Annotated in this window: 21 protein-coding genes and 7 tRNA genes; 14 read left to right on the top strand and 14 right to left on the bottom strand. The window is 63.0% G+C overall.

Features of this window, described 5'->3' with window-relative positions; translation table 11 throughout:
- Positions 1-39 precede the first annotated feature (39 nt).
- On the bottom strand, positions 40-1,374 hold the full coding sequence (ffh, locus tag HPY44_15340) for a signal recognition particle protein (GenBank protein NSW57382.1): 1,335 nt from the start codon (positions 1,372-1,374) through the stop codon (positions 40-42).
- A 724-nt stretch (positions 1,375-2,098) separates the two neighbouring features.
- On the opposite strand from ffh, the gene HPY44_15335 reads away from it, so the two are divergent.
- The 12 genes from HPY44_15335 to lon all read left to right on the top strand — a co-directional run bounded on the left by HPY44_15335 (position 2,099) and on the right by lon (position 9,314).
- Positions 2,099-2,323, top strand: coding sequence for a cold shock domain-containing protein (locus HPY44_15335; protein NSW57381.1), 225 nt, complete (start codon positions 2,099-2,101; stop codon positions 2,321-2,323).
- Positions 2,324-2,411: 88 nt separating this feature from the next.
- Positions 2,412-2,489: transfer RNA gene (locus HPY44_15330), tRNA-Pro, on the top strand.
- A gap of 19 nt (positions 2,490-2,508) precedes the next feature.
- Positions 2,509-2,584: transfer RNA gene (locus HPY44_15325), tRNA-Gly, on the top strand.
- Between the two features lie 40 nt (positions 2,585-2,624).
- Positions 2,625-2,700, top strand: a tRNA-Arg gene (locus HPY44_15320).
- 19 nt (positions 2,701-2,719) lie between these two features.
- A tRNA-His gene (locus HPY44_15315) sits at positions 2,720-2,795 on the top strand.
- A 47-nt stretch (positions 2,796-2,842) separates the two neighbouring features.
- Positions 2,843-2,919: transfer RNA gene (locus tag HPY44_15310), tRNA-Arg, on the top strand.
- Positions 2,920-3,007: 88 nt separating this feature from the next.
- Positions 3,008-3,083, top strand: a tRNA-Lys gene (locus HPY44_15305).
- Between the two features lie 32 nt (positions 3,084-3,115).
- A tRNA-Leu gene (locus HPY44_15300) sits at positions 3,116-3,199 on the top strand.
- A gap of 211 nt (positions 3,200-3,410) precedes the next feature.
- Positions 3,411-4,883 (top strand): trigger factor, encoded by a 1,473-nt coding sequence (gene tig / locus HPY44_15295; protein NSW57380.1) that lies wholly within the window; start codon positions 3,411-3,413, stop codon positions 4,881-4,883.
- A gap of 8 nt (positions 4,884-4,891) precedes the next feature.
- Entirely contained in the window at positions 4,892-5,488 is a 597-nt protein-coding gene (locus tag HPY44_15290; GenBank protein NSW57379.1) for an ATP-dependent Clp protease proteolytic subunit, read from the top strand.
- Positions 5,489-5,555: 67 nt separating this feature from the next.
- Complete coding sequence (gene clpX / locus HPY44_15285) at positions 5,556-6,827, top strand: ATP-dependent Clp protease ATP-binding subunit ClpX (protein NSW57378.1); 1,272 nt, start codon at positions 5,556-5,558, stop codon at positions 6,825-6,827.
- 123 nt (positions 6,828-6,950) lie between these two features.
- Positions 6,951-9,314 carry an endopeptidase La gene (gene lon / locus HPY44_15280; GenBank protein ID NSW57377.1) on the top strand — a complete coding sequence of 788 codons (2,364 nt, stop codon included), beginning with the start codon at positions 6,951-6,953 and terminating at the stop codon, positions 9,312-9,314.
- Between the two features lie 19 nt (positions 9,315-9,333).
- On the opposite strand, the gene HPY44_15275 is transcribed toward lon, so the two are convergent.
- From HPY44_15275 to HPY44_15250, 6 genes are all read right to left on the bottom strand, one after another.
- Entirely contained in the window at positions 9,334-10,368 is a 1,035-nt protein-coding gene (locus tag HPY44_15275) for an alcohol dehydrogenase catalytic domain-containing protein (protein ID NSW57376.1), read from the bottom strand.
- Between the two features lie 9 nt (positions 10,369-10,377).
- Complete coding sequence (locus tag HPY44_15270) at positions 10,378-11,127, bottom strand: PIG-L family deacetylase (protein NSW57375.1); 750 nt, start codon at positions 11,125-11,127, stop codon at positions 10,378-10,380.
- Between the two features lie 23 nt (positions 11,128-11,150).
- Positions 11,151-12,653, bottom strand: coding sequence for a hypothetical protein (locus HPY44_15265; protein NSW57374.1), 1,503 nt, complete (start codon positions 12,651-12,653; stop codon positions 11,151-11,153).
- A gap of 120 nt (positions 12,654-12,773) precedes the next feature.
- Positions 12,774-13,856, bottom strand: a complete 1,083-nt coding sequence (locus tag HPY44_15260) for a hypothetical protein (GenBank protein NSW57373.1) — start codon at positions 13,854-13,856, stop codon at positions 12,774-12,776.
- Positions 13,857-13,898: 42 nt separating this feature from the next.
- Positions 13,899-15,872 (bottom strand): right-handed parallel beta-helix repeat-containing protein, encoded by a 1,974-nt coding sequence (locus tag HPY44_15255; GenBank protein NSW57372.1) that lies wholly within the window; start codon positions 15,870-15,872, stop codon positions 13,899-13,901.
- 88 nt (positions 15,873-15,960) lie between these two features.
- The gene (locus tag HPY44_15250; protein NSW57371.1) at positions 15,961-16,290 is read right to left on the bottom strand and encodes a cupin domain-containing protein; all 330 of its coding nucleotides are present in this window, start codon (positions 16,288-16,290) and stop codon (positions 15,961-15,963) included.
- An 89-nt stretch (positions 16,291-16,379) separates the two neighbouring features.
- On the opposite strand from HPY44_15250, the gene HPY44_15245 reads away from it, so the two are divergent.
- Positions 16,380-17,381 carry a dienelactone hydrolase family protein gene (locus HPY44_15245; protein NSW57370.1) on the top strand — a complete coding sequence of 334 codons (1,002 nt, stop codon included), beginning with the start codon at positions 16,380-16,382 and terminating at the stop codon, positions 17,379-17,381.
- A gap of 3 nt (positions 17,382-17,384) precedes the next feature.
- Positions 17,385-17,777, top strand: a complete 393-nt coding sequence (locus HPY44_15240; GenBank protein ID NSW57369.1) for a hypothetical protein — start codon at positions 17,385-17,387, stop codon at positions 17,775-17,777.
- A 92-nt stretch (positions 17,778-17,869) separates the two neighbouring features.
- On the opposite strand, the gene HPY44_15235 is transcribed toward HPY44_15240, so the two are convergent.
- The 7 genes from HPY44_15235 to HPY44_15205 all read right to left on the bottom strand — a co-directional run bounded on the left by HPY44_15235 (position 17,870) and on the right by HPY44_15205 (position 23,275).
- Complete coding sequence (locus HPY44_15235) at positions 17,870-18,658, bottom strand: zf-HC2 domain-containing protein (GenBank protein NSW57368.1); 789 nt, start codon at positions 18,656-18,658, stop codon at positions 17,870-17,872.
- A gap of 9 nt (positions 18,659-18,667) precedes the next feature.
- Complete coding sequence (locus HPY44_15230; protein ID NSW57367.1) at positions 18,668-19,252, bottom strand: sigma-70 family RNA polymerase sigma factor; 585 nt, start codon at positions 19,250-19,252, stop codon at positions 18,668-18,670.
- Positions 19,253-19,373: 121 nt separating this feature from the next.
- Positions 19,374-20,078, bottom strand: coding sequence for a hypothetical protein (locus HPY44_15225; protein NSW57366.1), 705 nt, complete (start codon positions 20,076-20,078; stop codon positions 19,374-19,376).
- Entirely contained in the window at positions 20,078-20,980 is a 903-nt protein-coding gene (locus HPY44_15220; GenBank protein ID NSW57365.1) for a 4Fe-4S binding protein, read from the bottom strand. Before HPY44_15220 ends, HPY44_15225 begins: the two co-directional genes overlap by 1 nt.
- A 73-nt stretch (positions 20,981-21,053) precedes the next feature.
- Positions 21,054-21,197, bottom strand: coding sequence for a hypothetical protein (locus HPY44_15215; protein ID NSW57364.1), 144 nt, complete (start codon positions 21,195-21,197; stop codon positions 21,054-21,056).
- A 46-nt stretch (positions 21,198-21,243) separates the two neighbouring features.
- Positions 21,244-22,035 (bottom strand): sugar phosphate isomerase/epimerase, encoded by a 792-nt coding sequence (locus tag HPY44_15210; protein NSW57363.1) that lies wholly within the window; start codon positions 22,033-22,035, stop codon positions 21,244-21,246.
- A 187-nt stretch (positions 22,036-22,222) separates the two neighbouring features.
- On the bottom strand, positions 22,223-23,275 hold the full coding sequence (locus HPY44_15205; protein NSW57362.1) for a Gfo/Idh/MocA family oxidoreductase: 1,053 nt from the start codon (positions 23,273-23,275) through the stop codon (positions 22,223-22,225).
- Between the last annotated feature and the right edge of the window lie 27 nt (positions 23,276-23,302).

Here is a 23,302-nt window from a genome sequence, read left to right as displayed (position 1 = left end):
GACCTGTGATCTCCCTTCGCGTTACCCGCCTGGTGGCGGCTACTTCATCGGACCTATGCGCAGGCCGCCAATGTTGAAGCCCTTGCCCTTTGCCATGCTCGACATCATCTGCGACAACTGCTTATACTCTTTGAGGACGATATTCACGTCCTGCACCGTAGTACCACTGCCCCGGGCGATGCGCCGCTTGCGGCTGGCGTTGATCAACTCCGGGTAGGACCGCTCCTGTTTCGTCATGGAGTTGATAATCGCGTCGACGGTGTCGAGTTCCTTCTCGTCCACCTCGTCGGGCATCATGCCGGCCAACTGTGACGCACCGGGCAGCATCTTGATGATCTGATCCAGGGGGCCCATGCTGCGGACCCGCTGCAGGTGCTGGCGGAAGTCCTCGAGGTCGAACTCCGCCCGCATCAGTTTCTGCTGAAGCTTCTGGGCCTCGTCCCCGTCTACTACCCGCTGGGCGCGTTCGATGAGGGTGAGCACGTCGCCCATGCCCAGGATGCGCTGGGCCATGCGATCCGGGTAGAAGACCTCGAGCCCATCCAGGCGCTCACTGACGGTCACAAACTTGATGGGCACCCCGGTTACGCCACGCACCGAAAGTGCCGCGCCGCCACGGGTGTCACTGTCGAGTTTGGTCAAGATCACGCCGTCAAGCTTCAGTTTGTTCGCGAAGCCCTGGGCGATGTTGACCGCGTCCTGACCGGTCATGGCGTCAACCACGAGCAGGGTCTCGACCTCATCGAAACTCTGCTCGATGTTCGCTGCTTCGTCCATCATCTCCTCATCGACCTGCAGGCGACCCGCAGTGTCGATGATAAGCGGATTGTAGCCGGCTGAGACCGCATGTTTGTACGCGGCCCGGGCGATATCGACGGGGTCATTCTCGCCCATTGTATAGACGTCCACGCCCACCTGGGCCGCAACCTGCCGCAGCTGCTCGATGGCCGCGGGGCGGTAGACGTCGGTCGCACACAGCAGGGGCCTGCGCCCATGCCTCTTATAATAGTCCGCGAGCTTGCCGCTGGTGGTGGTCTTACCCGAGCCCTGCAGACCGCAGAGCATGATGACTGTGGGCGGCTTCGGAGCATCCTTCACGGGCACGGCCTGGTCGCCCAGGAGATGCACCAGTTCCTCGTGCACGATTTTCACGATCTGCTGGGTGGGGTTGAGCCCCCTGAGAATGTCCTCGCCCAGCGCCTTATTCTGGACGTCGCGGACGAAGTCTTTGACCACCTGGTAGTGGACGTCCGCTTCCAGGAGCGCAAGACGGATCTCCTTGAGCCCTTCGCGGACTTCCTTCTGCCCCAGTTTTCCGCGGCCGCTCAGGCGCTTGAAGGCTCCCTGCAGCCGATCGGTCAATGACTCAAACATGCAAACACCATAACTGCCCCGCGGCGCTTACTGATCCGCAGGACGCGTTGATGCGCAGTTGCGTTCCGCGCACCGCGCGGGCAGTCCCGTCCAGAAATGCAACCACAACAAAAACAGCCGCCGGCACCAGCTGGCGGCGGTCCAAGGCCCAGGACACCTCAGCCCTCACGGTTGAGACAGTATATTGGTCCACCGCCGGCTTGTCAACACAACCGCGCGCTTTCGCCCCACGGGTCTTGTGGGAGGCGTGCCTGCCTCGTGTGTGTGGCCGGCGTCCGGTGCCCGCGGTGTTGGGGTCGTGCCGTGCACTGTGAGGCTTCGGGTGGAGCCGTGAGCCTCTATCCTCCCACGGCAGCCCGAGGATCCCGGCCCCGGGAATGGGTCACAAGCCAGGACTGGCCGGACCCGGGGTGCGCGGGGAACGGCCTGTCGCTCGCTCCGCGGGGTGTGGGGTAAGGGCTCAAAGCGAGGGGCTTGCGCGGCCCCAATTCGGCCCCGGAAGGCACAAATTCCACAAGACCGATGGTCCTGGCAAGTGCGCATGAATGCTTGACACTTGCCGCAGCGCTTTGCTATACTCGCGCCGTTGATGACCGGAAGACGCAGCCGGGACGGCTGTACCGGCTCTGTCTCCGGTTTTCCGTTTTTTCGGCCGCAGCGTCCCGGGGGAGTCAGGCTCGGCTCTCCCGGCGACGGTCAAACGCCTCGGGAGGGCTTATCGTTCATGCCGATCGGCAAGGTCAAGTGGTTCAACGACGCCAAGGGATTCGGTTTCATCGAGCAGGAGAACGGGGAGGACGTGTTCGTCCACTACAGCGGAATCGCAGGAGAAGGCTACAGGAGCCTTGCGGAGAACGCCGAGGTGGAGTTCGACATCGTGGAGCACCCGAAGGGCCCGCGGGCAGACAACGTTCGCGTGATCTCCGAGGGTTCGGGTGGCGGCTGGTAGCCTGGGGCAACGGGTGGAGACGAAGCACCTGGAGGCTTGACCGGCGAATCGGGTATCAGCTATACTGAACTCGGTTAGGTTCGTCCCGCGGGGCGTGGCGCAGTTTGGCTAGCGCGTCTGGTTTGGGACCAGAAGGTCGCCGGTTCAAGTCCGGCCGCCCCGACCAGATCCCGGCCAAGGACCGAGCGGGTGTAGCTCAGTTGGTAGAGCGTCAGCCTTCCAAGCTGAATGTCGCGAGTTCGAATCTCGTCGCCCGCTCCAGACATGCTGCCCGGCCGGGCTGAACGTGGGTTACCAGTGTGCGCCCGTAGCTCAGCGGATAGAGCAGCGGCCTTCTAAGCCGCGGGTCGCCCGTTCGAACCGGGCCGGGCGCGCCAGCGGTTGACAATTTCGATGGTGGGTGTAGCTCAACTGGCAGAGCACCGGACTGTGGCTCCGGCGGTCGTGGGTTCGAATCCCATCGCCCACCCCAATGAATTACCGCAGACGCGGTCGTCGTCTGTTTGGCCTCACTTGGGTGCGCCCGTAGCTCAGTGGAATAGAGCAACGGACTTCGGATCCGTGGGTCGGGGGTTCAAATCCTCCCGGGCGCGCCAGACTCGCCCGGTGCGGCGGGCGGCACGGATTGGGCTTGACAACGAGCGCAACTCCTGCGTAAACTGCCATTCCGCCGTTCCGGACCGTGGGTCGTTAGCTCAGCCGGTAGAGCAGGGCACTCTTAATGCCAAGGTCGGAGGTTCGAGTCCTCCACGACCCACCAAATACTTTCATAGGCCGCGGGGCGGTCGGCTGGGGCGCGTGATGGAACGGCAGACATGCATGACTTAGGATCATGTGGGGAGACCCGTGGGAGTTCGAATCTCCCCGCGCCCACCAGATCCGTCCTCCCGATCCCGCCGTTGCCCATTCCCGACCTTGCGCACGCCGGGCACGGCAGCATCGGCACGCAGTACCAGATTGCAGGCTTGACACCGCGTCGTCTGGTGGTTTCACCGGACGGCGTTTGTGTGTTGGACGGGGTCCTTCAGGGCCAGAGCACCAGCCCCGCGGGCAACAGAAGCCCAAGTGACAGTGGGAGAGATTCCAGGTGAACGTACGTACGGAGAACCTGCCGGACTGCCAGATCAAGATCACACTAGGCTTTGATGCCGGCGAGGTCACGGCGTCCTTCGACAAGGTCTACGCGGAGCTGAGCGCGCGCGGACAGATCCGCGGTTTCCGCCCGGGCAAAGCCCCCCGCGCATTGCTCAAGCGTCAGGTCGGCGAAGGCGCCATCCGAAGTTCAGCATGGTACGAGCTGCTCCAGGAGCACCTCGAGAAAACCCTCGAGGAGCTGGAGGTCATCGGCGAGCCCGAGCTTCCGGACCTCGAAGAGCTGGATCTGCAGGAAGGCGAGCCCGCGGAGCTTGAGTTCACCGCCACGGTGGGACCGCGCGTCACCCTCGCGGATCTGTCCGACCTTGAACTCATCCGGCCGCAAGTGGAACCCAGCGAGGAACAGGTCGCCGAAGTCATCGAGCAGCTGCGTGCCGCGAATGCCGAAGAGATCACCGTCGAGCGCACCACCGTCCAGACAGGAGACGTCGTGGACCTGGAACTAACGATCCGCGTGGAGGGTGAGGACAACCCGATAACGGGCATCGAGGAAACGCTGGTGGTGGGTGAGAAAGACCGTTTCCCACCAATCGACGAGCAAATTCTCGGCAAAGAAGTGGGCGAGTCGGTGGAGATGGACATCACATATCCCGAGGACTACGAAGAAGCGGACCTCGCGGGTAAGAACGCTCACATCACGGTGGAGATTGACGCTCTCCGCGAGCGCAAGCTCCCCGATCTGGATGATGAATTCGCTCAGTCACTGGACAGCGAGAAGTTCAGTACATTCGAGGATCTCCGTACCGAGGTAATCCGCCAGATTTCGGAACGGCTCGCTGACAAGGCCCGTCAGGAGATGGAGAACCAGGTCGTCAAGGCTCTCCTTGAGCGTTGCACCGTGGAACTGCCCCAGGTGATGGTTGACGGGATGGTCCGGCGGCAGCTCGGCGAGCTCGGCGAAGAACTCGACGAGATGGGCATGGAGATCCAGGAGTTTATCAACGCCGTCGGCGTCTCCGATGAGCAGTTTGAAGCAGGCCAGGAGCGGCGCGCCAGGCATTTGCTCACACTGGACGCAATTCTCGATGAACTGGCCAAGCAGCAGCCGGAACCCACCGAGGACGAGATTGAGGCCGAACTTGCACGGTATGCAGAGGAACACGACCTTGAGCTGTCCTTCCTGAAGCAGGCGGCCGACTTGCAGGATGACCTCACGGACATGGTGAAGACCCGTATTCAGCGCCGCGCGGTGTTCGATTCCTTGATCGGCGCCGCGACCGTGCGCGAAGTCACCGCTGAAGAGTACGCTGCCATGCGCAAGGAACTGCTGACGCTGTCGGCACCCGAAGAGCCGGCCGAGGAAGCGCCTGAAGCCGCGAGAGAGACGGCCGCCGAACCCGCGGCCGAAGTCGCTGGAGAGACCGCAACTGACGCGGAGGCCGACATCCAGCAAGAGGAGGCGTGAGGCACGAAATGTTGTACCCACCAACCGTCATCGAACAGACCGCACGCGGCGAGCGCGCGTATGATATCTACTCCCGATTGCTGCGCGAGCGCATCGTCTTCATCGGCACGCCCATCGACGACCAGATTGCCAGCCTGATCGTGGCCCAGCTTCTGTACCTGCAGGGCGACGACCCGACCGAGCCGATCTCGATGTACATCAACTCCCCCGGCGGCCTGATCACCGCAGGGCTCGCAATCTATGACACGATGCAGTACATCTCGCCGCAGGTCCACACCTGGTGCATCGGGCAGGCCGCCAGTATGGCCGCGGTCCTCCTGGCAGCGGGCGAGCCCGGGCACCGCTATGCCCTGCCGTACTCCCGGGTGCTCATTCATCAGCCGCTGGGTGGCTTCCAGGGACAGGCCTCAGACATACAGATTCAGGCTGAGGAGATCATCCGCGTGCGCCGGTGGCTCAACGAGATACTCGCCAGGCATACCGGCCAACCGCTGGAGACCATCGAGCGCGACACTGATCGCGACAAGTACATGACGGCCACCGAAGCCATGGCGTATGGCGTTGTGGACCACGTGGCGCAGAAGCAGCCGACACCCACTGAGTGAAGCAGGCGGGGCATACAGCTAACACACCCGTGCAGTCAAGCACCGAAGGAACGGGAGACAGATCCGGATGAACGCAGCCGGAGACGGGAACGATCGGCGCCTGCGCTGCAGTTTCTGCGGACGTGAACGCCCGACCGAAGTTAAGCAGCTCATCGCCGGGCCGGGAGTCTACATCTGTGCCGACTGCGTAGGCCTGTGCAACCAGATTCTGCGGAGCAAGGCACAGCAATCGTTGCATGAGACCGCCGACGCCGGCCAGGTCCCAGTCCCCAAAGCGATAAAGGAGTACCTCGACCAGTACGTGGTGGGGCAGGAGCAGGCCAAGCGGGTCCTGTCTGTCGCCGTCTACAACCACTACAAGCGCGCGATGCTCAATGACCTGGGCGACGATGACGTCGAGCTGGACAAGACCAACATTCTGCTCATGGGGCCCACGGGCTCAGGCAAGACCCTCATCGCACGCACTCTCGCACAGATGCTGGACGTCCCTTTTACCATCGCGGACGCAACCAGCGTGACCGAAGCCGGCTATGTCGGCGAGGACGTCGAAAACATCCTGCTGCAACTGGTGATCGCGGCCGACCACGACATCGAAAAGGCCGAGCGCGGAATCATCTATATCGACGAGATCGACAAGATCGCCTCCAAGGGTGACAACCCTTCGATTACCCGAGACGTCTCCGGCGAGGGCGTCCAGCAGGCGTTGCTGAAGATTCTGGAGGGCACCGTCGCCAACGTGCCTCCGCAGGGCGGCCGCAAGCACCCGCAGCAGGAGTACATCCAGGTCAACACCAGCAAGATCATGTTCATCTGCGGCGGCGTGTTCGATGGGCTCGTGGACATCATCCGTGCCCGGACCCATAACCGAACCATGGGTTTCCAGGCCGCTGCCCACGTGCCGACCGACCAGGAGGATGACGACCTGCTCGCGCAGGTCATGCCGCAGGACCTCATCCAGTTCGGCATGATTCCCGAGTTCATCGGGCGACTGCCCGTACTGGCGACCCTTCAGTCACACAGCGTGGAGTCGCTCCGACGGATCCTCGTCGAGCCGCGCAATGCTCTGGTGCGTCAATACAGCAAGATGCTGCGCATGCTGGATGATGTGGAGCTCAAGTTCGACGACGACGCCCTGGATGCAATTGCCGAACAGGCTTACCAGCGCAAGACCGGTGCCCGCGCACTGCGCAGCATCATCGAGAAGATTATGCTCGACGTGATGTACGAAGTACCCTCGGAGCGCAACGTCAGCGCTTGCAGGATCACGCGGGAGTGCGTCGAAGAGGGAAGACTGCCCATACTGGTGCGGCGGGCCGAGGGCGAACAGAAGTCCGCCTGACTTCCTCCGCAGGCGCCGGAGTATCCACACCGCCCGCTGATTCCAGCGGGCGCAATGCTAACTGCACCGGTCTGGCGTGTTCCGCCATTCGGTGTTATGACATCAGGGTGGCTGGGCCACACAATGAGCCGACGCAATGACGAACCCATCAGACGAACCCGAAGGCGGCGCGATCCGGACGCGGGCGGGCATATCGTGCTTCCGGTGCGCGATGTTGTCGTTTTTCCGGGGCTCGTGCTGCCCCTTGGCGCCGCTCGAGATATGACGATCCGCGCGATTCAGGCTGCGCGCGAGACCGGCGAGCCTCTGCTCGCGCTAACCCAGCTGGACTCCGAACTTGAGGATCCGGGTCCCGAGGACCTTTATTCTGTCGGCACCCTCGCCCGCGCCGTGCAAGTCCTCGAACTGCCGGACGGCACTCTGCGAGTGGTGCTCGAGGGCCTGCAGCGGATGCAGGTGGACAAGGTGCGCTGGTCCGGCAGGTTCCTCCGGGCTCGAGCGCACGCTGTAACCGAGTCTTCAAGCCCGAGCATTGAGACCAAAGCGAAGATGCGCAGCCTCATCTCCGCGTTCGAAGAGGCTACGGAGCTCAGCGGGAACATCCCGCCCGAAGCCCTCGTCATGGCGATGAACGTCGACGAGCCCGGCAGGCTTGCCGACACGATCGTCGCGTACCTCAATGTGGACACCACCACCAAACAGGAAGTGCTGGCCACCTTCGACGTGTCCGCGCGCCTCGACCTCGTTCAGCTCATTATCGCTAGCGAGCTATCCATCCTGCGCCTGGAACGTGACCTCCATGCGCGAGTGCGGACGGAGATGGAAGACAGTCAGCGCGAGCACTATCTGCGCGAGCAGATGCGCGCAATTCAGGACGAACTCGGTGAGACTGGCGGCGGATACAACGACACCGATGAGTACCGGGAACGCGTCGCGGCCTCCGAGCTCTCGGAGGAGGCCATGGAAAAAGCCTTCGAGGAGCTTGAGCGGCTGGAGCAGATGCCCCCCGCATCGCCCGAAGTCTCGGTGATCCGAACCTACCTCGACTGGCTTTTGGAACTGCCGTGGTCCACCCAGACCCTTGATGAGATCGACATCAACCGAGCTCAGGCGATCCTCGACCAGGACCACTACGGCCTGAAGAAAGTCAAGGAGCGAGTGCTGGAGTTCCTCGCGGTCCGCTCGCTGGTGCAGCACGTGCGCGGGCCGATCCTTTGCTTCATGGGACCACCGGGAGTGGGGAAGACCTCGATCGGACGGTCCATCGCGCGGTCCATGGGGCGCGAGTTCATCCGTGTGTCCCTCGGTGGCGTACACGACGAGGCCGAAATCCGGGGCCACCGCCGCACCTACGTGGGCGCATTGCCGGGCAAGATTATCCAGGCCCTGCGCCGCGTGCGCAGCAACAACCCTGTCTTCATGATCGACGAGATCGACAAGGTCGGGGCGGATTTCCGGGGCGACCCGAGTTCCGCACTCCTGGAAGTCCTCGACCCCGAGCAGAACGGGTCTTTCCGCGACCACTACCTCGAGGTCGCCTATGACCTGTCCAACATCATGTTCATCGCCACCGGGAATCTTCTGGAGCCCATCCCCCCTGCGCTGCGCGACCGCATGGAAGTCATCGAGTTCCCGGGCTACACCGAGAACGAGAAGCTGGAGATCGCCCGGCATTTCCTGGTGAAGAAGCAGCGGGCCGAGCATGGAATCAAGGGCACACACCTGCGCTTTCCGGTGTCCGGCCTGCGCACCCTCATCAACAGCTACACGCGCGAGGCGGGAGTCCGCAATCTTGAGCGCCAGATCGCTGCGGTGTGTCGAAAGACCGCGCGCCTGGTGGCCGCTGGAGACAACCCATCCATCACCGCTGACCCCGCGAAGATTCGCGAGATGCTGGGGCCCGAGATACACCGGGGCGACCGCTGCGGCACCGAACACCGCATCGGCATCGCCACCGGGCTGTCATACACCCCGCATGGCGGTGACATCATCAGCATCGAGGTCTGCGTCGTGCCTGGCAACGGCGCCCTGGTCCTCACGGGCCAACTGGGCACCGTGATGAAGGAGTCGGGGCAGACGGCCGTGGGGTACGCACGCACGCGAAGCACCGAGCTTGGACTGCCTGAAGATTACTTCACGAAGCACGACATCCACGTCCATGTGCCTGAGGGCGCTGTTCCGAAAGAGGGGCCCAGCGCGGGTCTTGCCATCTGCACAGCGCTCATGTCCGCGCTCCAGTCAAGGCCTGTGCGCTGCGATGTGGCAATGACCGGCGAGATCACTCTCCACGGGCGCGCTCTGCCCATCGGTGGAGTCCGGGAGAAGGTGCTGGCTGCACACCGCGCAGGTGTCAAGACCGTGGCGTTGCCCGAGGAGAACCGCAAAGATCTCGAGGACCTCGACGAAGTGCCTGCGGAAGTGCGCAAGGACCTGCAGTTCGTGTTTGTGGAACACGTGGAGCAGGTCCTTGAGTTGGCGCTGGTGTAGCGGTCGATGAATTGGCGCTTCACACCCCGTGGGGCGCGAAGATCACCTTCCCGCCCAGGCCTTCATCCGCCACACGCAGAGCCTCCTCGGCCTGGTCCAGGCTGAAGCGGTGCGTCACCGCAGGCCCGAAGCTCAGGCCGCTCGCGGCGATGAATCGTGCGAAGTCCCAGCTCCAACCCAGCGGGAACACGACCGATCCGACGATCGTGGCCGCCTTGCCGTGGATGTCGCTTGGGTTGATGACCTTCTCCGTGGACCCCACCCCAACGACGGCGATTTTGCCTCCGCGCTTGATACTCGGCAACATGCATTCCCGCGCCGCCGTGCTTCCTGAGGTCTCAACCACATAGTCGATTCCGTCCTGCCAGGGATATCCCGCGACCCGGCTGAATTCGCGGATCGCGTCCACTGGGTCCTCACGGCGCGCGTCCACGACGCTGTCCGCTCCGCAGTTCCGCGCGATCTCCAGACGAGCAGGCGAGACGTCGCTGCCGATGACCCTCAGCCCCATCGCCTTGCCCACGATCACGCAACTCAGTCCCACTGGGCCCAGGCCGAACACCGCCAGGCTCTCGTGGGGCGTTACCTCGAGCCGCCTCAAAGCTGCATAGGCCGTCGCTCCGACGCAGGCCATGAAAGCCCCGTCTTCGCAAGTTGCCCGGTCCGGGATCGGGATGCAGTTGGCTTCCGCCGCCGCCATGTACTCCGCGAAAGACCCAGGCCGGTTGACCCCGTAGCAGAGATGCCGGGTCGAACAGGCTACCGTCTCGCCCTGTGCGCAATGCCGGCAGACGCCGCAGCCCTCGTGGTGATGGACGCTCACTCGATCGCCCACTTTGACTCGGCGCACCCCGGGCCCGAGTGCCTCCACGATGCCCGCCGGCTCATGTCCCGCGATCTGACCGGGCACGTGGACGCCCCGGTACACGTGGAGATCCGACCCGCAAATCCCGCTGGCGATGACCTTGACGAGCACCTCCCCGTGCCCGGGTGCGGGCACCGGGAATTCGCGCACCTCGAGCTGCCGGTTGCCCAGGAAGACGACGCCCTTCATGCTCGTCCCTCACTTGCGTGGCGGGAAGAACTCCGCCAACTGCTGGATAGTGGTCGGGCGGTTCAGCCGGTTGCACAGCACGAAAGCTTCCGCGTAAGCGACGGCGCACGCCGCCCCGTGAAGAGTGCATGCGGATATGACCAGGGTCTCCAGGTTCGTGCGGTGGTGGCCCTGCAGGAAGATGTACTGGCTTGAGTGGCAGCGCAAAGCCTCGATCTTGCGCTCGAAGGTGCCCGAGATATCTGAGTAGATGTGGGGCTCGAACACAGTGGGCGGAAGCGGCTGCATGAACAAAGTCGCCGGCACCCGAGACGCGGGCGGGTACCTTCCCGGAATGCTGGGATTCCCTGCATTCGCCGATGCGTTCAGGGCGACCTCGCATACAGCGCGGTGGTGTTGGTGGTAGTCCTGGGGATGCGGGACGATAAGCAGGTGCGGGTCCACGGACCGGATCACTTCGCGCACATCCTGTTCGAGCCGGGAGTAGTCGCTGGTATACCGCTCCATCATTTCGTCATCGCCGACGTCCATAAGTGTCAGCCGGCATCCGATGATCTCCGCGGCGGCACGCACTTCCTTCTCTCGAACCACGACCCGCTCTTCGGGGCTTCGCTCCGGCATGCCCCCCATGTTACCGTTGCAGACCACCGCGAGGTGTACGTCCAGGCCGGCATCGACCTGGGCTGCCAGTGTGCCCGTGCACCAGCATTCGTCGTCCGGATGCGCCACAATCGCCAGCACCCGCGGGGTCTCTCTCATAGTCATCCTCTCTTGCATTGCTCTCACTTTCTGGCGAGGTAGCCCAGGCATTCCTGCACTGAGGCCAGGCAGATCTCGACCACCGTGTCTGTGTTCATCACCATCGCGTGCACGTCGTCGCGATTACCGGACATCTCGATCAGGAACGCCGCCGCTGCACCGCGTTCCGCCGCATAGCAGACCAGGTACGGCATTTTCTCGCGCTCGGACTTGCGGTCCATATTCACCTGCTGGTACGGACCATTGTACGGTGCTTGCGCGAGATACCGGTCCTTCAGGCGCCGCTGGATGTTCGCCTGGATCGCCCCGCACAGCGCATCATCGCCCTTGTGGGGCAGAAGCATGATGTAGTCCGCCGTGTGAAAGTCGATGGCGCAGACTGGCCGATGCCGGTCGATGATCCCCTGGATCGCCCGGGTTTCCGGCTCCGACGCCGGGCGCGTGCCCTTGTAGTTGTAGTCCCACGGAGTAGCCACGTCCTGGACCACCGGAAGCTCTTCCCAAGCCACATCGAAATTGCGGTTCAGGTCAACACCGCGCGCATTCTGACGGATGAAGGCATCGTACCCCGCCGGGTTCTGGATCGGCATGATCCGGAAATGCAGGTCGCGCGTGTCCAGCCCCTCGATCCCGGGCGAATCGCATAGGAGCTCCGTCAGCCTTAGCAGGCCGAAAGCGTTCTCCCATTCCCAGCCGTGCACAGCCGCGCCCAGGTAAATTGTGGGCTTTCCTGGATCGCCCAGTTCGAAGCTCCACATTGGCCCGCCATTGCTGCAAGGGCCGTCGTTGACCATGCGAAGTTCTGGAAACCGGTCGGCCAGCAAGCGCATCTGCTCCACGAACTCGTCGTAGCTCCAGCGCTTGGGATACTGCTTCCCGTACCGCACCGAGCCTCCGATGATGTTCCCCGCGAACAGGTACTTGTTGGTGCTCCCGTGGGAATTGTAATACGGCCTGCCCGGAGACAGCAGGTCCATGGCCACGATCCGGCCTCTGCCGATGCGTTCCTCAACCATCACCGCGCCGCCGTTGACCGTGGAGGTGGCCAGTATTCGGCAGTCTCCCGTTTCGCTCACTCCGAAAAGTTGCCGCTGCACCATCTGGTTCTCATACAGATTGTCGGGTGCGCTGGAGACGGTGCCAAACCACCATGTTTCGTCGCCCACCGCGAAGCCCTTTGTCACATCACACTCCGCCTCGATGCGGATGCCGGGCCGCATGCGGTCGCAGACGTGGGTCTTGCTCAGCTGCAGTCCACGGGCCGCCGCATACTCGAACAGGCAGCAGATCACCTGGCCGCCGCCGCGTGCGTAGCTGTCCAGGGCATCGAACTTGAGCTTCGGCAGGTTCACGCCGTGGTTCACCTGCACCACCACGGCGCGGTACTGGCGCAAGACCGAGACCCCGTGCTTCTCTTTGCGGAAATCCAGGCGCTTCAGCCGGTCCGGGTAGAGTATCTCCAGGTCAGCGGCGGTGCCGCATCCAGGGTTGTCGGTGAGGATCAGGACGTCGTGCGCTTCGGGCATCTCCGGGCCTCGCCTACCTGTGATATGTGCAAGTCGCGAATCAGCTGCTCCTGTCCGCCGCAGCCTTGCGCGTGACGCGGGCGTCTTCGTCCGCGTTCCTCTGGTTCTGCGGGCTTCCTGTCAGCCTTCCAGCGCCCGCTCGTACATCGCATCCACATTCTCCCAGGGCACTTCCGGCCCGATGGACGAAGAGGGCGCGATCAGCAGTCCGCCCTGCCTTCCAACCGCTTCAATGCATCGCTCCACTTCCCGCCGCACATCCTCGGGCCCTCCATGCGGCAGGACCCATGCGGTCGAGACGCTGCCGAAGAGGACCAGCGGATTGCCGTCGCGGCTGCGCATGCGCGCCAGGTCCTCCAGTCGCACGCCATCGGGCGTTTCATACAGGCCCTGGAAGCCGTCCACGCCGAGTTCAATCATCCGCGGGATGATCTGCCGGTAGTTCGCGTCCGCATGCCAGACGATGCGGATCCCCGCCTGCTTGAGGGGATCGAAAGCGCGCGACAGCACCGGAAAGTAGAGCCGCTCGAGCAACGCCGGAGACAAGACCGGGCCCTTGGCATCGCAGATGTCCTGGCCCGTCCAGATGATGCGCGGGAGATCATGCTCCAGGATAGCCGCTGCCGTGGCCTCATAGCGGCAGCGTGCTGACTCGCCCCACACCGCGAACAGCCGCGCCATGTCCTCCGGATAGAGCGCACAGGCCATCAGGAAGGCCTCGTAGGTGTACACGCCGTCCGAGGTCGGGAACTGCGGCGCGTATCCCAGCGTGTGCGGAATCACCAGCATGTCGCCGGCTTCGCGCTGCGTCTCCACAGACACCTCGACAAAGTCCTGGTATGCTGCCTGGAAGTCGAAGCCCTGTCGTACCTGCTCAGCCGTCGGTGCCGAGCGAGCATACTCGGCGACCCCCTCCGGCGTAGTAATCTCCGGCTTCGCGTGCCTTAAGCTGAAGGATGTCTCCCGGCCCCAGGCATCCCGCGTGGTCTCTTCGGGCGGCTTGGGCATCACAGGCCCGAGAATTGCATCGCAACCCATGCGCCGGAAGCCCTCGAACAGCGTCTTTCTTGGCGCCTGCCAGAACTCCGCAACCCCGGCCTTCGCCGCAAGATACCGCGCATTCTGGAGCAGGCCGCCCGCAACCGGGGCGCGGTCAGCGGGCTCGAAGTTCAGGGCTGCGAGAGTGCGTTCGATGCCTGTCATTGCTTCTTGCTCCGTTCTGCGATGCGGCCTGCGGTCTGCCCGCTATGGCGCAAGTTCCACTTCCAGATCGTCCACGTACACCGACAATTCGGTCGGTCCCGGGCCGAGTTTCGGCGTGAACTCCACTACGATCTCCATGGGCGGGCCGTCTTGCAGCTTGTTCCCATCGCCCATCGAAATGGGTGACGGCGGGGTCGTAGCCAGGTCCCAGTTCACCTGCCGCCAGCCTTCCCAGTCCAGCGTCTGCACCGGTCCGTAGAAGGCTTCGCCCGAAGCGTCGCGCACTCTGGGCCGGAACGCCAGCCCGGAACCATCACCGTACACCCAGAAACTCATGCGCGTCACGGGTTTCTCAAAGTGCAGGCGAGTGGAGAAAAGCTTGATCAGCCAGCGCGCCGGAGGCGCCGCAGGCAGTTGCACCCGCAGGTTCACCGACCTCTTCCCGCTATGCGCCTGGGCATCGGAAAGCTCCGCCGATCCTTGAATGACCGCACCCTCGGAGGTCCTGTCCGGATCGGGGTAGACCCTCGACCAAGGGTTGTCCATCTCGAAATCATACCGGTACAAGACACCCCCCGCAGCGGTTCGCTCTGCTCCCAGGGGCAGGATGTCCGCGGACTCCGCCGGCTTCGGACCCGGCGCCACGGGCCCGATGTCCGCACCTCCATACCCACCGGTATCGTAGGCCCGCCCGGCAGCGACGGATGCCCGGCTTGCCCAGGGCGTCCCCGGAATGAACTTCGGTGCCCCCAGAATAGAGTGGGCGTCGTTACCGGTATCTGCGCGATATGCGTCAAACTGCTCCGGACCATAGCGCTTTCCCGCCACGAACAGTCGCCCGGGGTGCAGCAGGTTGTAGTCGCCCCCGAAGTTCCCCTCCGACCAGACTTCCGCTTCCGATGCCCCGGCGACCACGCTGTTAGTCAGGTAGACGTGCCCGCCCGGAGCGACCCTCACGCCGAAGCGTCCTCCCTCGATCAGGCAGTGCTCAACCACACCAGTGGCGGATCCGGCGATGGCGATCCCCGTCTGCCCGGGGCCTGATCGCACCACGACGTTGCGCAGGTTGGTCACGCTTTCTCGCAATGGGTTGGCCGCAAGGAGCGGGGCATTGAGCAGGCTGGTGCTCGGGGCGGCCAGCGCAATGTTCTCCGGGCTGCCCGACACCTCGCTGTCGATCACCGAGTGGAATCCGCCAAGGAAAAGAATGCCCTTGAGTACGTTGTCGCGCACCGTCAGGCCTGAGAAGTGGGTGCGGGCAAGGAGCCCATCTGCGATACCGTGGCACTGGTTATGTGAAAGCACCGCGCCTCGCACGTAGCACTCGCAGTTCTCGTGGGCGCTGAAGCCTTCGTCGCCGTTCCACTCCGCAGCGATGTTCTCAAACCACAGCGGCGCGCTCCCGCCATGAATGTTGAAGCCGTCGTTCCAGAAGTTCTCGCAGCGCAGATTGCGAATGATCACCTGGCAGGCACCGGTCGTCATGAGCCCCGAGATGCGCACGCTCATGCGCAACTCGTAGTCCGCGGGCGTCCTTCCCTCAGCCGGGCGGAAGTACAGCGTTCCCGCCTCCCAGAACCACTGCTCCGGCGCCTCAACTTTCGCGTTCGCCGCCTTCCGGTAGCAGATGCCGGGGCCGAACAGGAACTTCACTTCGGTCTTCTGCTCCAGCCGGTAGATGCCATCGGCCTCGGTCCAGCCGTCCTTCGGAGCAATGTCCGCCCCGCTCAGTGTCGCACCGTTGCCCTCGATGATTGTCGGGGCCTGCGGCGTTCCCCCCTTCTTGATCGGCAAGGATTCGCGATACGGCTCCGGGTTCGCTGTCAGTGACAATGTGTCCGAGTGCCCCAGACTTTCCAGCGCCCGGGCGATGGTCCGGAACGGCCGGTGGATGCCGTCATTGGCGTCATCGCCCAGCACATTGTCCACGCGCCAGGTTTCCGCACAGACGGCTGTGATGGCGGAGGCCGCCAGTAGGCAAGCGAGAGCAATTCGGACCAGTTTATTCGAGTGCACGGGCGGTTCTCCTTCACGCGTGCGCCGTACGATCCCGATGACTTGCAGGATGTGGCGTGGAACCGTATAGTTGAATCGGGCTGAAGGATCAGGTCAGGAACTCCCGGCGGATAGGGCTGAAGGCGTCGAGAATCAGCGCGTCCTCCAGCACCGTCACCTTATGGGGCACATTCGCCGGGACGCGGTAGCCCTGCATTGGCCCCAGTTCCAGCTGCTCATCGCCGATGTGGGCGATGATCCGCCCGCTCAGCATTGTGGAAAGCTGTTCGTGCGGGTGACTGTGCGGCGGAGCGTCGGCGCCTTTGCGCAGGCGGAACAGCACGAACATCACGTTTTCCAGCGTGACTACTTTTCGCGCGGACAGTGCGTCGGTTTCAGTCCAGCCGATTTCGTCCCAGTTGAAGAAGACACCGTTCATGGCGGACCCCCGGAGCATGTATTGGTGACACCGGATTCACCGCCGGCAGCGCCCAATCCTCCGCGTAAATGACAGGGAGGCCGATTCTGGTGCTTATTGACCCCGCAGACTGGTCCGCGCAGCGCGAGCAACTCAAGAAGCGCATCCTGGAAATACTCGGGCCATTCCCGGAGGAGATCCCGCCGCTCGATCCCCGCACCGTGGGCGAAGTGCAGTGCGAAGGCTACGTGCGGCGCAAGGTGCTCTTCCAGACCCAGCCGGGGGAATACGTGCCCGCCTATCTGATGATCCCGGACGGAATGGATGCCCCGCGTCCAGTGGCCTTCTGCATCCATCCAACCACCCGAGGTTCCGGCAAGGACAGGATCTCCGGTGTCTGGGGAACCGCGCCGCATACGCCGCCCGAGCTATCGCGCTCCTACGCGCACGAGCTTGCGCAACGCGGCTACGTGGTGTTCGCGCCGGACTTCCTCACCGACGGCGAGCGCATCTACCCGGGCTGGCCGCCGTATCATACCCGGCCTTTCTACGAAGCCAACCCGGAATGGTCTGCGGTGGGCAAGAACATCTGGGATGCCATGCGAGGCATCGATTTCCTGCACACCGTGCCCGAAGCAGATTGCTCACGCATCGCAACCATCGGGCACTCCTTCGGTGGTCACCATTCCATCTTCATCGCCGCCTTTGATGAGCGGGTATCCTGCGTGGCGGCCAACGGGGGTGTCATGGCCTGGCGCACGGGGCCGGGAATACACTGGGCGCGACCCCTGGACAGCTGGTACACATATATCAACAAGCTGCGTCCGTGGCTGGTGGACGAGAGCCTGCCGCTGCCCTTCGAGTTCTGGGAGTTCATTTCCCTTATCGCCCCGCGACCCGTTCTGGCGATGAGCTCGGATGAGGATGGGGAGACCTACGAGGACATGGTGTTCACATACACCGAAGCCCGCCGCGTGTGGTCGGATCTGGGCGTGGCGGATCGAGCGCTGTTCTACCACTACCCCGGCCCCCACGACTTTCCGTCTCCTGTACGCGACATGGCCTATGCGTGGCTGCACCGCTGGCTGTCATATCCTGGTAAAGAGGTCTGATGGATGAAAGTCTTCCCGCGAGTGATTCTCGCGTTCATTGTCTGCCCCGCTCTGGGAGCGATGCTCGGGCGCGGCTATGTCTCGCAACTGGTCGGCGGAGAGGCCATCGGCGCCGGGCCGGGGTGGCTTGCGGGCCTGGCGATCGGGATCGCCATGGCCTTTGCGGTCCTGCGTCTGTGGACATCTCGGGCGACGAACTGGAACGCCGTCACAGCGGACCTGGTGCTGCTCTCCCTGACAAGCCTCGCCCTCGCGGACGTCTTCGCCCAACTGGCGCGTGTCCAGTTTCCGCCCCTTGTCCACATTACCGGCGTGGTGTACCTGCTCAGCCTGCTGGTGGTGCTACGGCGACTTTACGTGACTTCGACGCGGGTCTGGAGAGAGCGTCGGAGGTAGGGCAGTGGCGTCCGCACCGGTGGAAGCAAGACGCCTGCCCAAATATCAGGGCAGGCGCAGGGTTTTCGCTGGATTTCTCTATTGCGTGCCCATCAAAGGGCCGGGTCGGTACTGCTGTGCGAACGGTGATGGGCGGCCAGTCCCAGAAGATCGGTGGCGTCCGTACGAGCTACCAGCACATGCATGAGACCCGACGTCTCCCATGCCACCACTGACCCCCCGCGTTCCGCGCGGACCCAGTATTGCGCGCTCCCGTAGCTCACCGGTTCCAGACCGCTGCGGTCGAAGAGGTCAGCGGGGAACTGAAACTCCGAGATTTTTGCCCGGTCGTCCACCCGATAGAGCGTGTGATCCACGAACTTGCCGCCCATCGGGAAAAGCCGCCGTGCGATGGGTACCCAGTTGGGATTCCCGGGACGCGACGTCACAACGTCATAGACATTGCCGGGAGCGGAAGTCGCTCTGAAAAAAGACGACTCCGCCGCAAGGTGCTGTCGCACGAAAATCGGGCCCATTCCCGCGGGTTCCAGATTCTGAGACCGCCACGCGAGAGCCGAGACGATGAGCAGCAGGCCGCAGGTGGCAAGCGCCGGCACGGAGCGCCAGTCCAGGGAACGGGTCTTCTGTGGCTGCATGGCCCGGGCTATCGAGTCGGCGTCATCCATTGCAGCCACCAGGCGATCCCAGGATCCGGCGGGAGGGTCTACCTCGGGGGAGGAGGCGCTCAGGAAACGCTTCCCCGCAAGGATCCGCCCCGCAAGGGAGCTGCAATGCTCGCAGACCGAGACATGCGCAGCCACCCGGCGCTGCTCTTGCCCGGTCAACTCACCGTCTACCAGGCAACCGACCTGTTCCTCTGTGATGGGGCAGTGCTCGCTCATGTTCCAGACCTAGATCATGCCGTTTTCCCTGGCGTACTCCGCCAGTGACTCCCTCAGGAGGCGACGGCCGCGGAATATCCGACTGCGCACCGTGCCCAGAGGTATCTTGAGCGCGTCGGCGATCTCTTTGTAGGACAATTCGTGCATGTCCGACAGGATCACGGCCTCCCGGAACTCCTCGGGAAGCGCAAGGAGTGCCGGTCCAATGGTGTCATCCGGGATGTCCCACAGGACTTGCTCTTCCGGGAGCGGGTCCAGAGAGCGTTCTTGGGGAATGCGTCGCGCGCCGCCGTCCGTCAGGTCTTCCCACGCCACCGTCTCCGGGGTGCGACAGGCCCTCCGGTAGCGGTTGATGTGGGTGTTGGTCAGTATCCGCAGCAGCCACGCCCGGAAGTTGGTCCCCAGTGCGAACTGGTCGAAGGCTACGTATGCCTTGAGAATAGCCTCCTGGGTGAGATCTTCGGCATCAGCGTAGCTGCCCGTCATCCGCAGAGCGGCGTTGAAGACATCACGATGGTACTTCTTTGCCAGGCGTTCGAATTCGTCGCGCTTGGCTCGCTGCTTCTTCTGTTCCTTGTCTGCGAACAGCCGCACGATGTTCTACCTCGCAGTTTGCGACCGCGACAAGAGCATCAGGACTCATTCCCCTGAACAACCCCACTGTACCCTCTTGTTCCCGGGCGTGTGATGCAGTTGGCGGTCTGGCTTAGAGACTTTATTTTAGACGTATCGAATTCCTCTCGTGTTCAGGCGTGGCAAACACCTTCACTGCATATCTGACATACTTTCTTACCCACCTGAAACCCCGTTCAATCGAGGAACGGTGCTCGAGCGTTGCTTCTTCCTCAGCGCTCAGAAGATGGGGTGCGCATCGCTTCTTCAGCTTCAGAATGGCCTTATGATCGTCATCGCTCAAGAAGGGGAAAAGAAGCGCGGTGCACGGGTTCGAGCCTGTAATGAAGGCCGATGTGAGATCCACCAGCCTTGGCCGCCCGTCAGCCGTGACCAGGATATTGCCCAGGTTCTTGAGGTCCCCGTGGACGATCCCTCGGCTGTGGAGCCCGCCGATGAGTTGACTGAGGCGCTCGAAGAACGCCTCATCCAGCAGTTGTGGGGGCGCTGACGTAACCTCCACGGCGTCCATATACTCGGTTACCAGCGCGTACGGGCCGAGATCAGCCGCAAGGTGCGGGACTCCATCAAGATCGGCTGCCCGCTCAAGCGCCATCCGTTCACGCCACACAAGGTAGGCCCCGAGCACGCGTTTGAACAGAGTGCCGTTGACGGCGTAGTCTTTGACCACTACCTGGCGCCCGTTCAGCGACACCAGACGCACATCCGGCCGGCCTTTCTCGCCCGGACGCAGAACGCGGGTCGTGTGCTCGCGGACGTATTCTCGCGTCAGTTGCTCGCGTGCCATCAGCATTCCGTTTCCGCATTCTGGGAGCAGACCGAACAACTCTTCGGCGCCCACCGTGGAACCGAAGTGATGGCTCCGAATGGGCATTTCTGGCACTCCAGACAGCCGATGCAGCGGTGCCCGTTGACGTCCTTACGGGGATCAATGCCCTGCGGGCAGTGCCGAACACACCACATGCAGTTGACGCAATTCTCTTCCTCGAAGCGGATTTCCCACGCACTCACCCGCTGGAAGAGCGAGAAGATGGCTCCCAGCGGGCAGATGACCGCGCAGAACGGACGCTTCCAAAAGAGCATGGTGGCGACGGTGCCCACCAGCAAGACCTGTTTGAACCACCACCACTCCTGCATCATCGGGCGCAGATCCGGGTTGAACAGCGGCTGCAGCAGCCCGCCCTCGAGCGCGCCCATGGGACAGAGCTTCGAGAACCACGGCTGGTGAGTATAGTACGGGATTACGATGACAAGGCTCGCAAGAACAGCGAATCGCACGTATGTCAAGGCTGCCGGGACAAGAGCCTTCCTACGGTACAAACGCCCGACCATCTCCTGGAACCAGCCAAAAGGACACAGCCAACCGCACATCATTCGCCCGAAAAGAGCACTGAACAGCAGCAGCGTGCCCATCGCATACAGCGGAAGGGCACTCCACAGTCCGCGGATCCCCGCTCCGGCCAAGGTGTAGGACGCGTTGCTCGAAGCATTCTGGAGCACGCCGATGGGGCAGGCGAAGTTTGCCCCCGGGCACGCCCAGCAGTTGAGTGCCGGGTAGCAGAAGCCCTTCCAGTGGCGAAGGAGATAGGAATTGGCGAAGATGAGGGAAGCGACCTGGATCGCGAATCGGTTGTGAAGCAGCCAATGGCCAACCGTCCGGGCGGTCTTTCGCTCAACGTCATGGCTCATGGGAACAGGAACTCCCCGGTTCACAGGCGGATACTGCGCCCACGTGGAGCGCGCATTCTTGAAGCAGGCACGATCATTGGCCCTCCGTCAGCCCAATGCAGGCCGTGCAAAGGGTATCTGCCTGCTGCAGCACGTCCGCCCATTCACCGCGTCCCAGGCCAAGGGCCATCAGCACCACCGCAAGCGCGACCAGCCCGAACCAGACGTATCGTCTCATGTATGCGTCTCCCTGTGACCAATCGGCTGCTGCCGACCACGCTGCCTCAGATCAGGGCCCGCAGGAAATGGAGGTCGTTGGCCAGGGAAGCCGCCTTACCGGCCCCTTCATCATGGGCAAACTCTATCGCGATGTGGCCCTGGTAACCGGCGTTCTTCAGGATGCCCAGGAGCCGCGGATAGCTGGCGACTCCCGCCGACAGAGGGGAGCGTTTGATTTTCTCGTTCTCCGCCGAAGGCAGGTAGGCCATGTTCTGGGCGTGGACGTGCGCCACCCACGGGAGAACCGTCTGTAGCCGCTCCTCCGGGGTCTGACCGTCATTGTGAGATGCGATCTGGTAGTTTAGACGAAGGTTGGGCATGCCGACTTCCTCGATCAGGCGCAAGGCACCCGCCGAAGTATCGGCAAGGGTCCCCCCATGCATCTCAACTACCAGCGTCATACCGAGCTTGTCCGCCCTGACGCTGGCCTCGCGCGCTTCGGTCACCGTGCGTTCCCAGATGTCGTCCGTGGCCTTCGCGGAGGGAACATCCGACGCCCATACTCGAACAATCGGTGTCTTGAGCCAGTGAGCCAGATGCAGCACGTCGCTGAGCTCAACGTCACTATCGTTCCGAGTGGCTCCGAAACGCAGGTAGGAGCCGAACACGTACGGGGTGACCCCGCTTGCCTCGATGAGCTTGACGATGGCACGCATGCGGTTCTCGTCGAACTTCTCGGGCACATGCGGCTCGCGCCCCCACACCTCAACGCCGTCGAAGCCGAGATCGCGAGCGGCGCTGAGGGCGTGTTCCAGCAGGTTCTTGCAGTAGGCGATTGTGCAGAGCAGTATCTTCACAGACTCAACCTTCCCCCGGCAGTGCGCCCCGATGGCTCTATGCCGCCACCTCTGCGCTCCGGCCAGTGGCAATCCGATGATGTACCGACCCCGATTTGCCCGCGAGGTCGGGCTCTGCTACGCTGCTGCGTCTGTCACCTGCCCGTCGCGGCCCCGGAGGGCCGTCCCCACCAGGTGGTTGCCTGTACTACAGATCGACCGGGCGTCCCATGCTTGCCGATTCATGGATCGCTACGAGAACCCGGGTGTTCTCCACACCGTCCTCCGGGCCGACAAGGGGCGTGCGCCCGTTGGCGATGCAGTCGACGAAATGCAGAATGCTCTCCACCGCAAAGCCGCCCGGCTTGCCGTGAATATTCGTGCGGCCGATTACATCCGGATACACCGCGCCGGGAGTGGAAGATACCGGTAGTACAGGGCGGCTGGAGAATTCCTGGCACATCCGGTTGGAGCTGACGTCTACGAACATAGTCCCCTCGGACCCAACCATTTCCATCTTGAAATCGAAGACTGTGGGCATCGCGTCGGATATGATCCAGCAGTTCTCGATGTGGGCGACACCGCCACCCCTGAGTTCACAGATGGTGTGGAAGAAATCGGGAGTGTTGATGCCGCGGCCCGCGAGCACCCGGCTGCGCGATACCGAATACACCCGCGCAATCTCATCCTGGAACAACCAGCGGACCATGTCCACCGAATGGGACCCCAGGAACCAGATGACCGTGGAGTCGCCACCCCACGAGAGCATTCCGGTGGGGACATAGATGGTGTCATTGAGCCGAAGCGTCATCATCTGAGGCTCGCCCAGTTCGCCCCTGTCGATGGCCGTCTTTACGTTGTAGATCGCAGTATTCCAGCGATTATGGAAGTCCACCATGAGGGTGACGCCATTGGCCTTGGCAGCATCAGCGATGGCTTGCGCATCCTCGACAGTGGTCGCCATGGGCTTCTCGAGCAGCACATGTTTGCCCGCTTCGCAGGCGGCCACGGCGATCTCCCTGTGCAGGAAGTCCGGGGTCACCACGGAAACGGCGTCGATCTCGTCATTCGCCAGGAGTTCGCGGTAGTCGGTTGTGGCGCAGGGAACCGAGTACTCCTCCTTGCGAGCAGCGAGCACCTTCTCATTCTTGTCACAAATGCAAGCCAGATTAGCCAGCGGCGAGTGCGAATAGGCGATGAGGTGGGTTTCTCCCCACACACCGAGACCGATGATTCCGAAGTTCTTCGTTGCGCAGGACAATGGATTTCCCTCCCGGGAGAAACGGCC

The organism is Armatimonadota bacterium (assembly GCA_013314775.1).
GTDB lineage: Bacteria > Armatimonadota > Zipacnadia > Zipacnadales > JABUFB01 > JABUFB01.
This window is presented reverse-complemented; position numbering and strand designations above follow the sequence as displayed.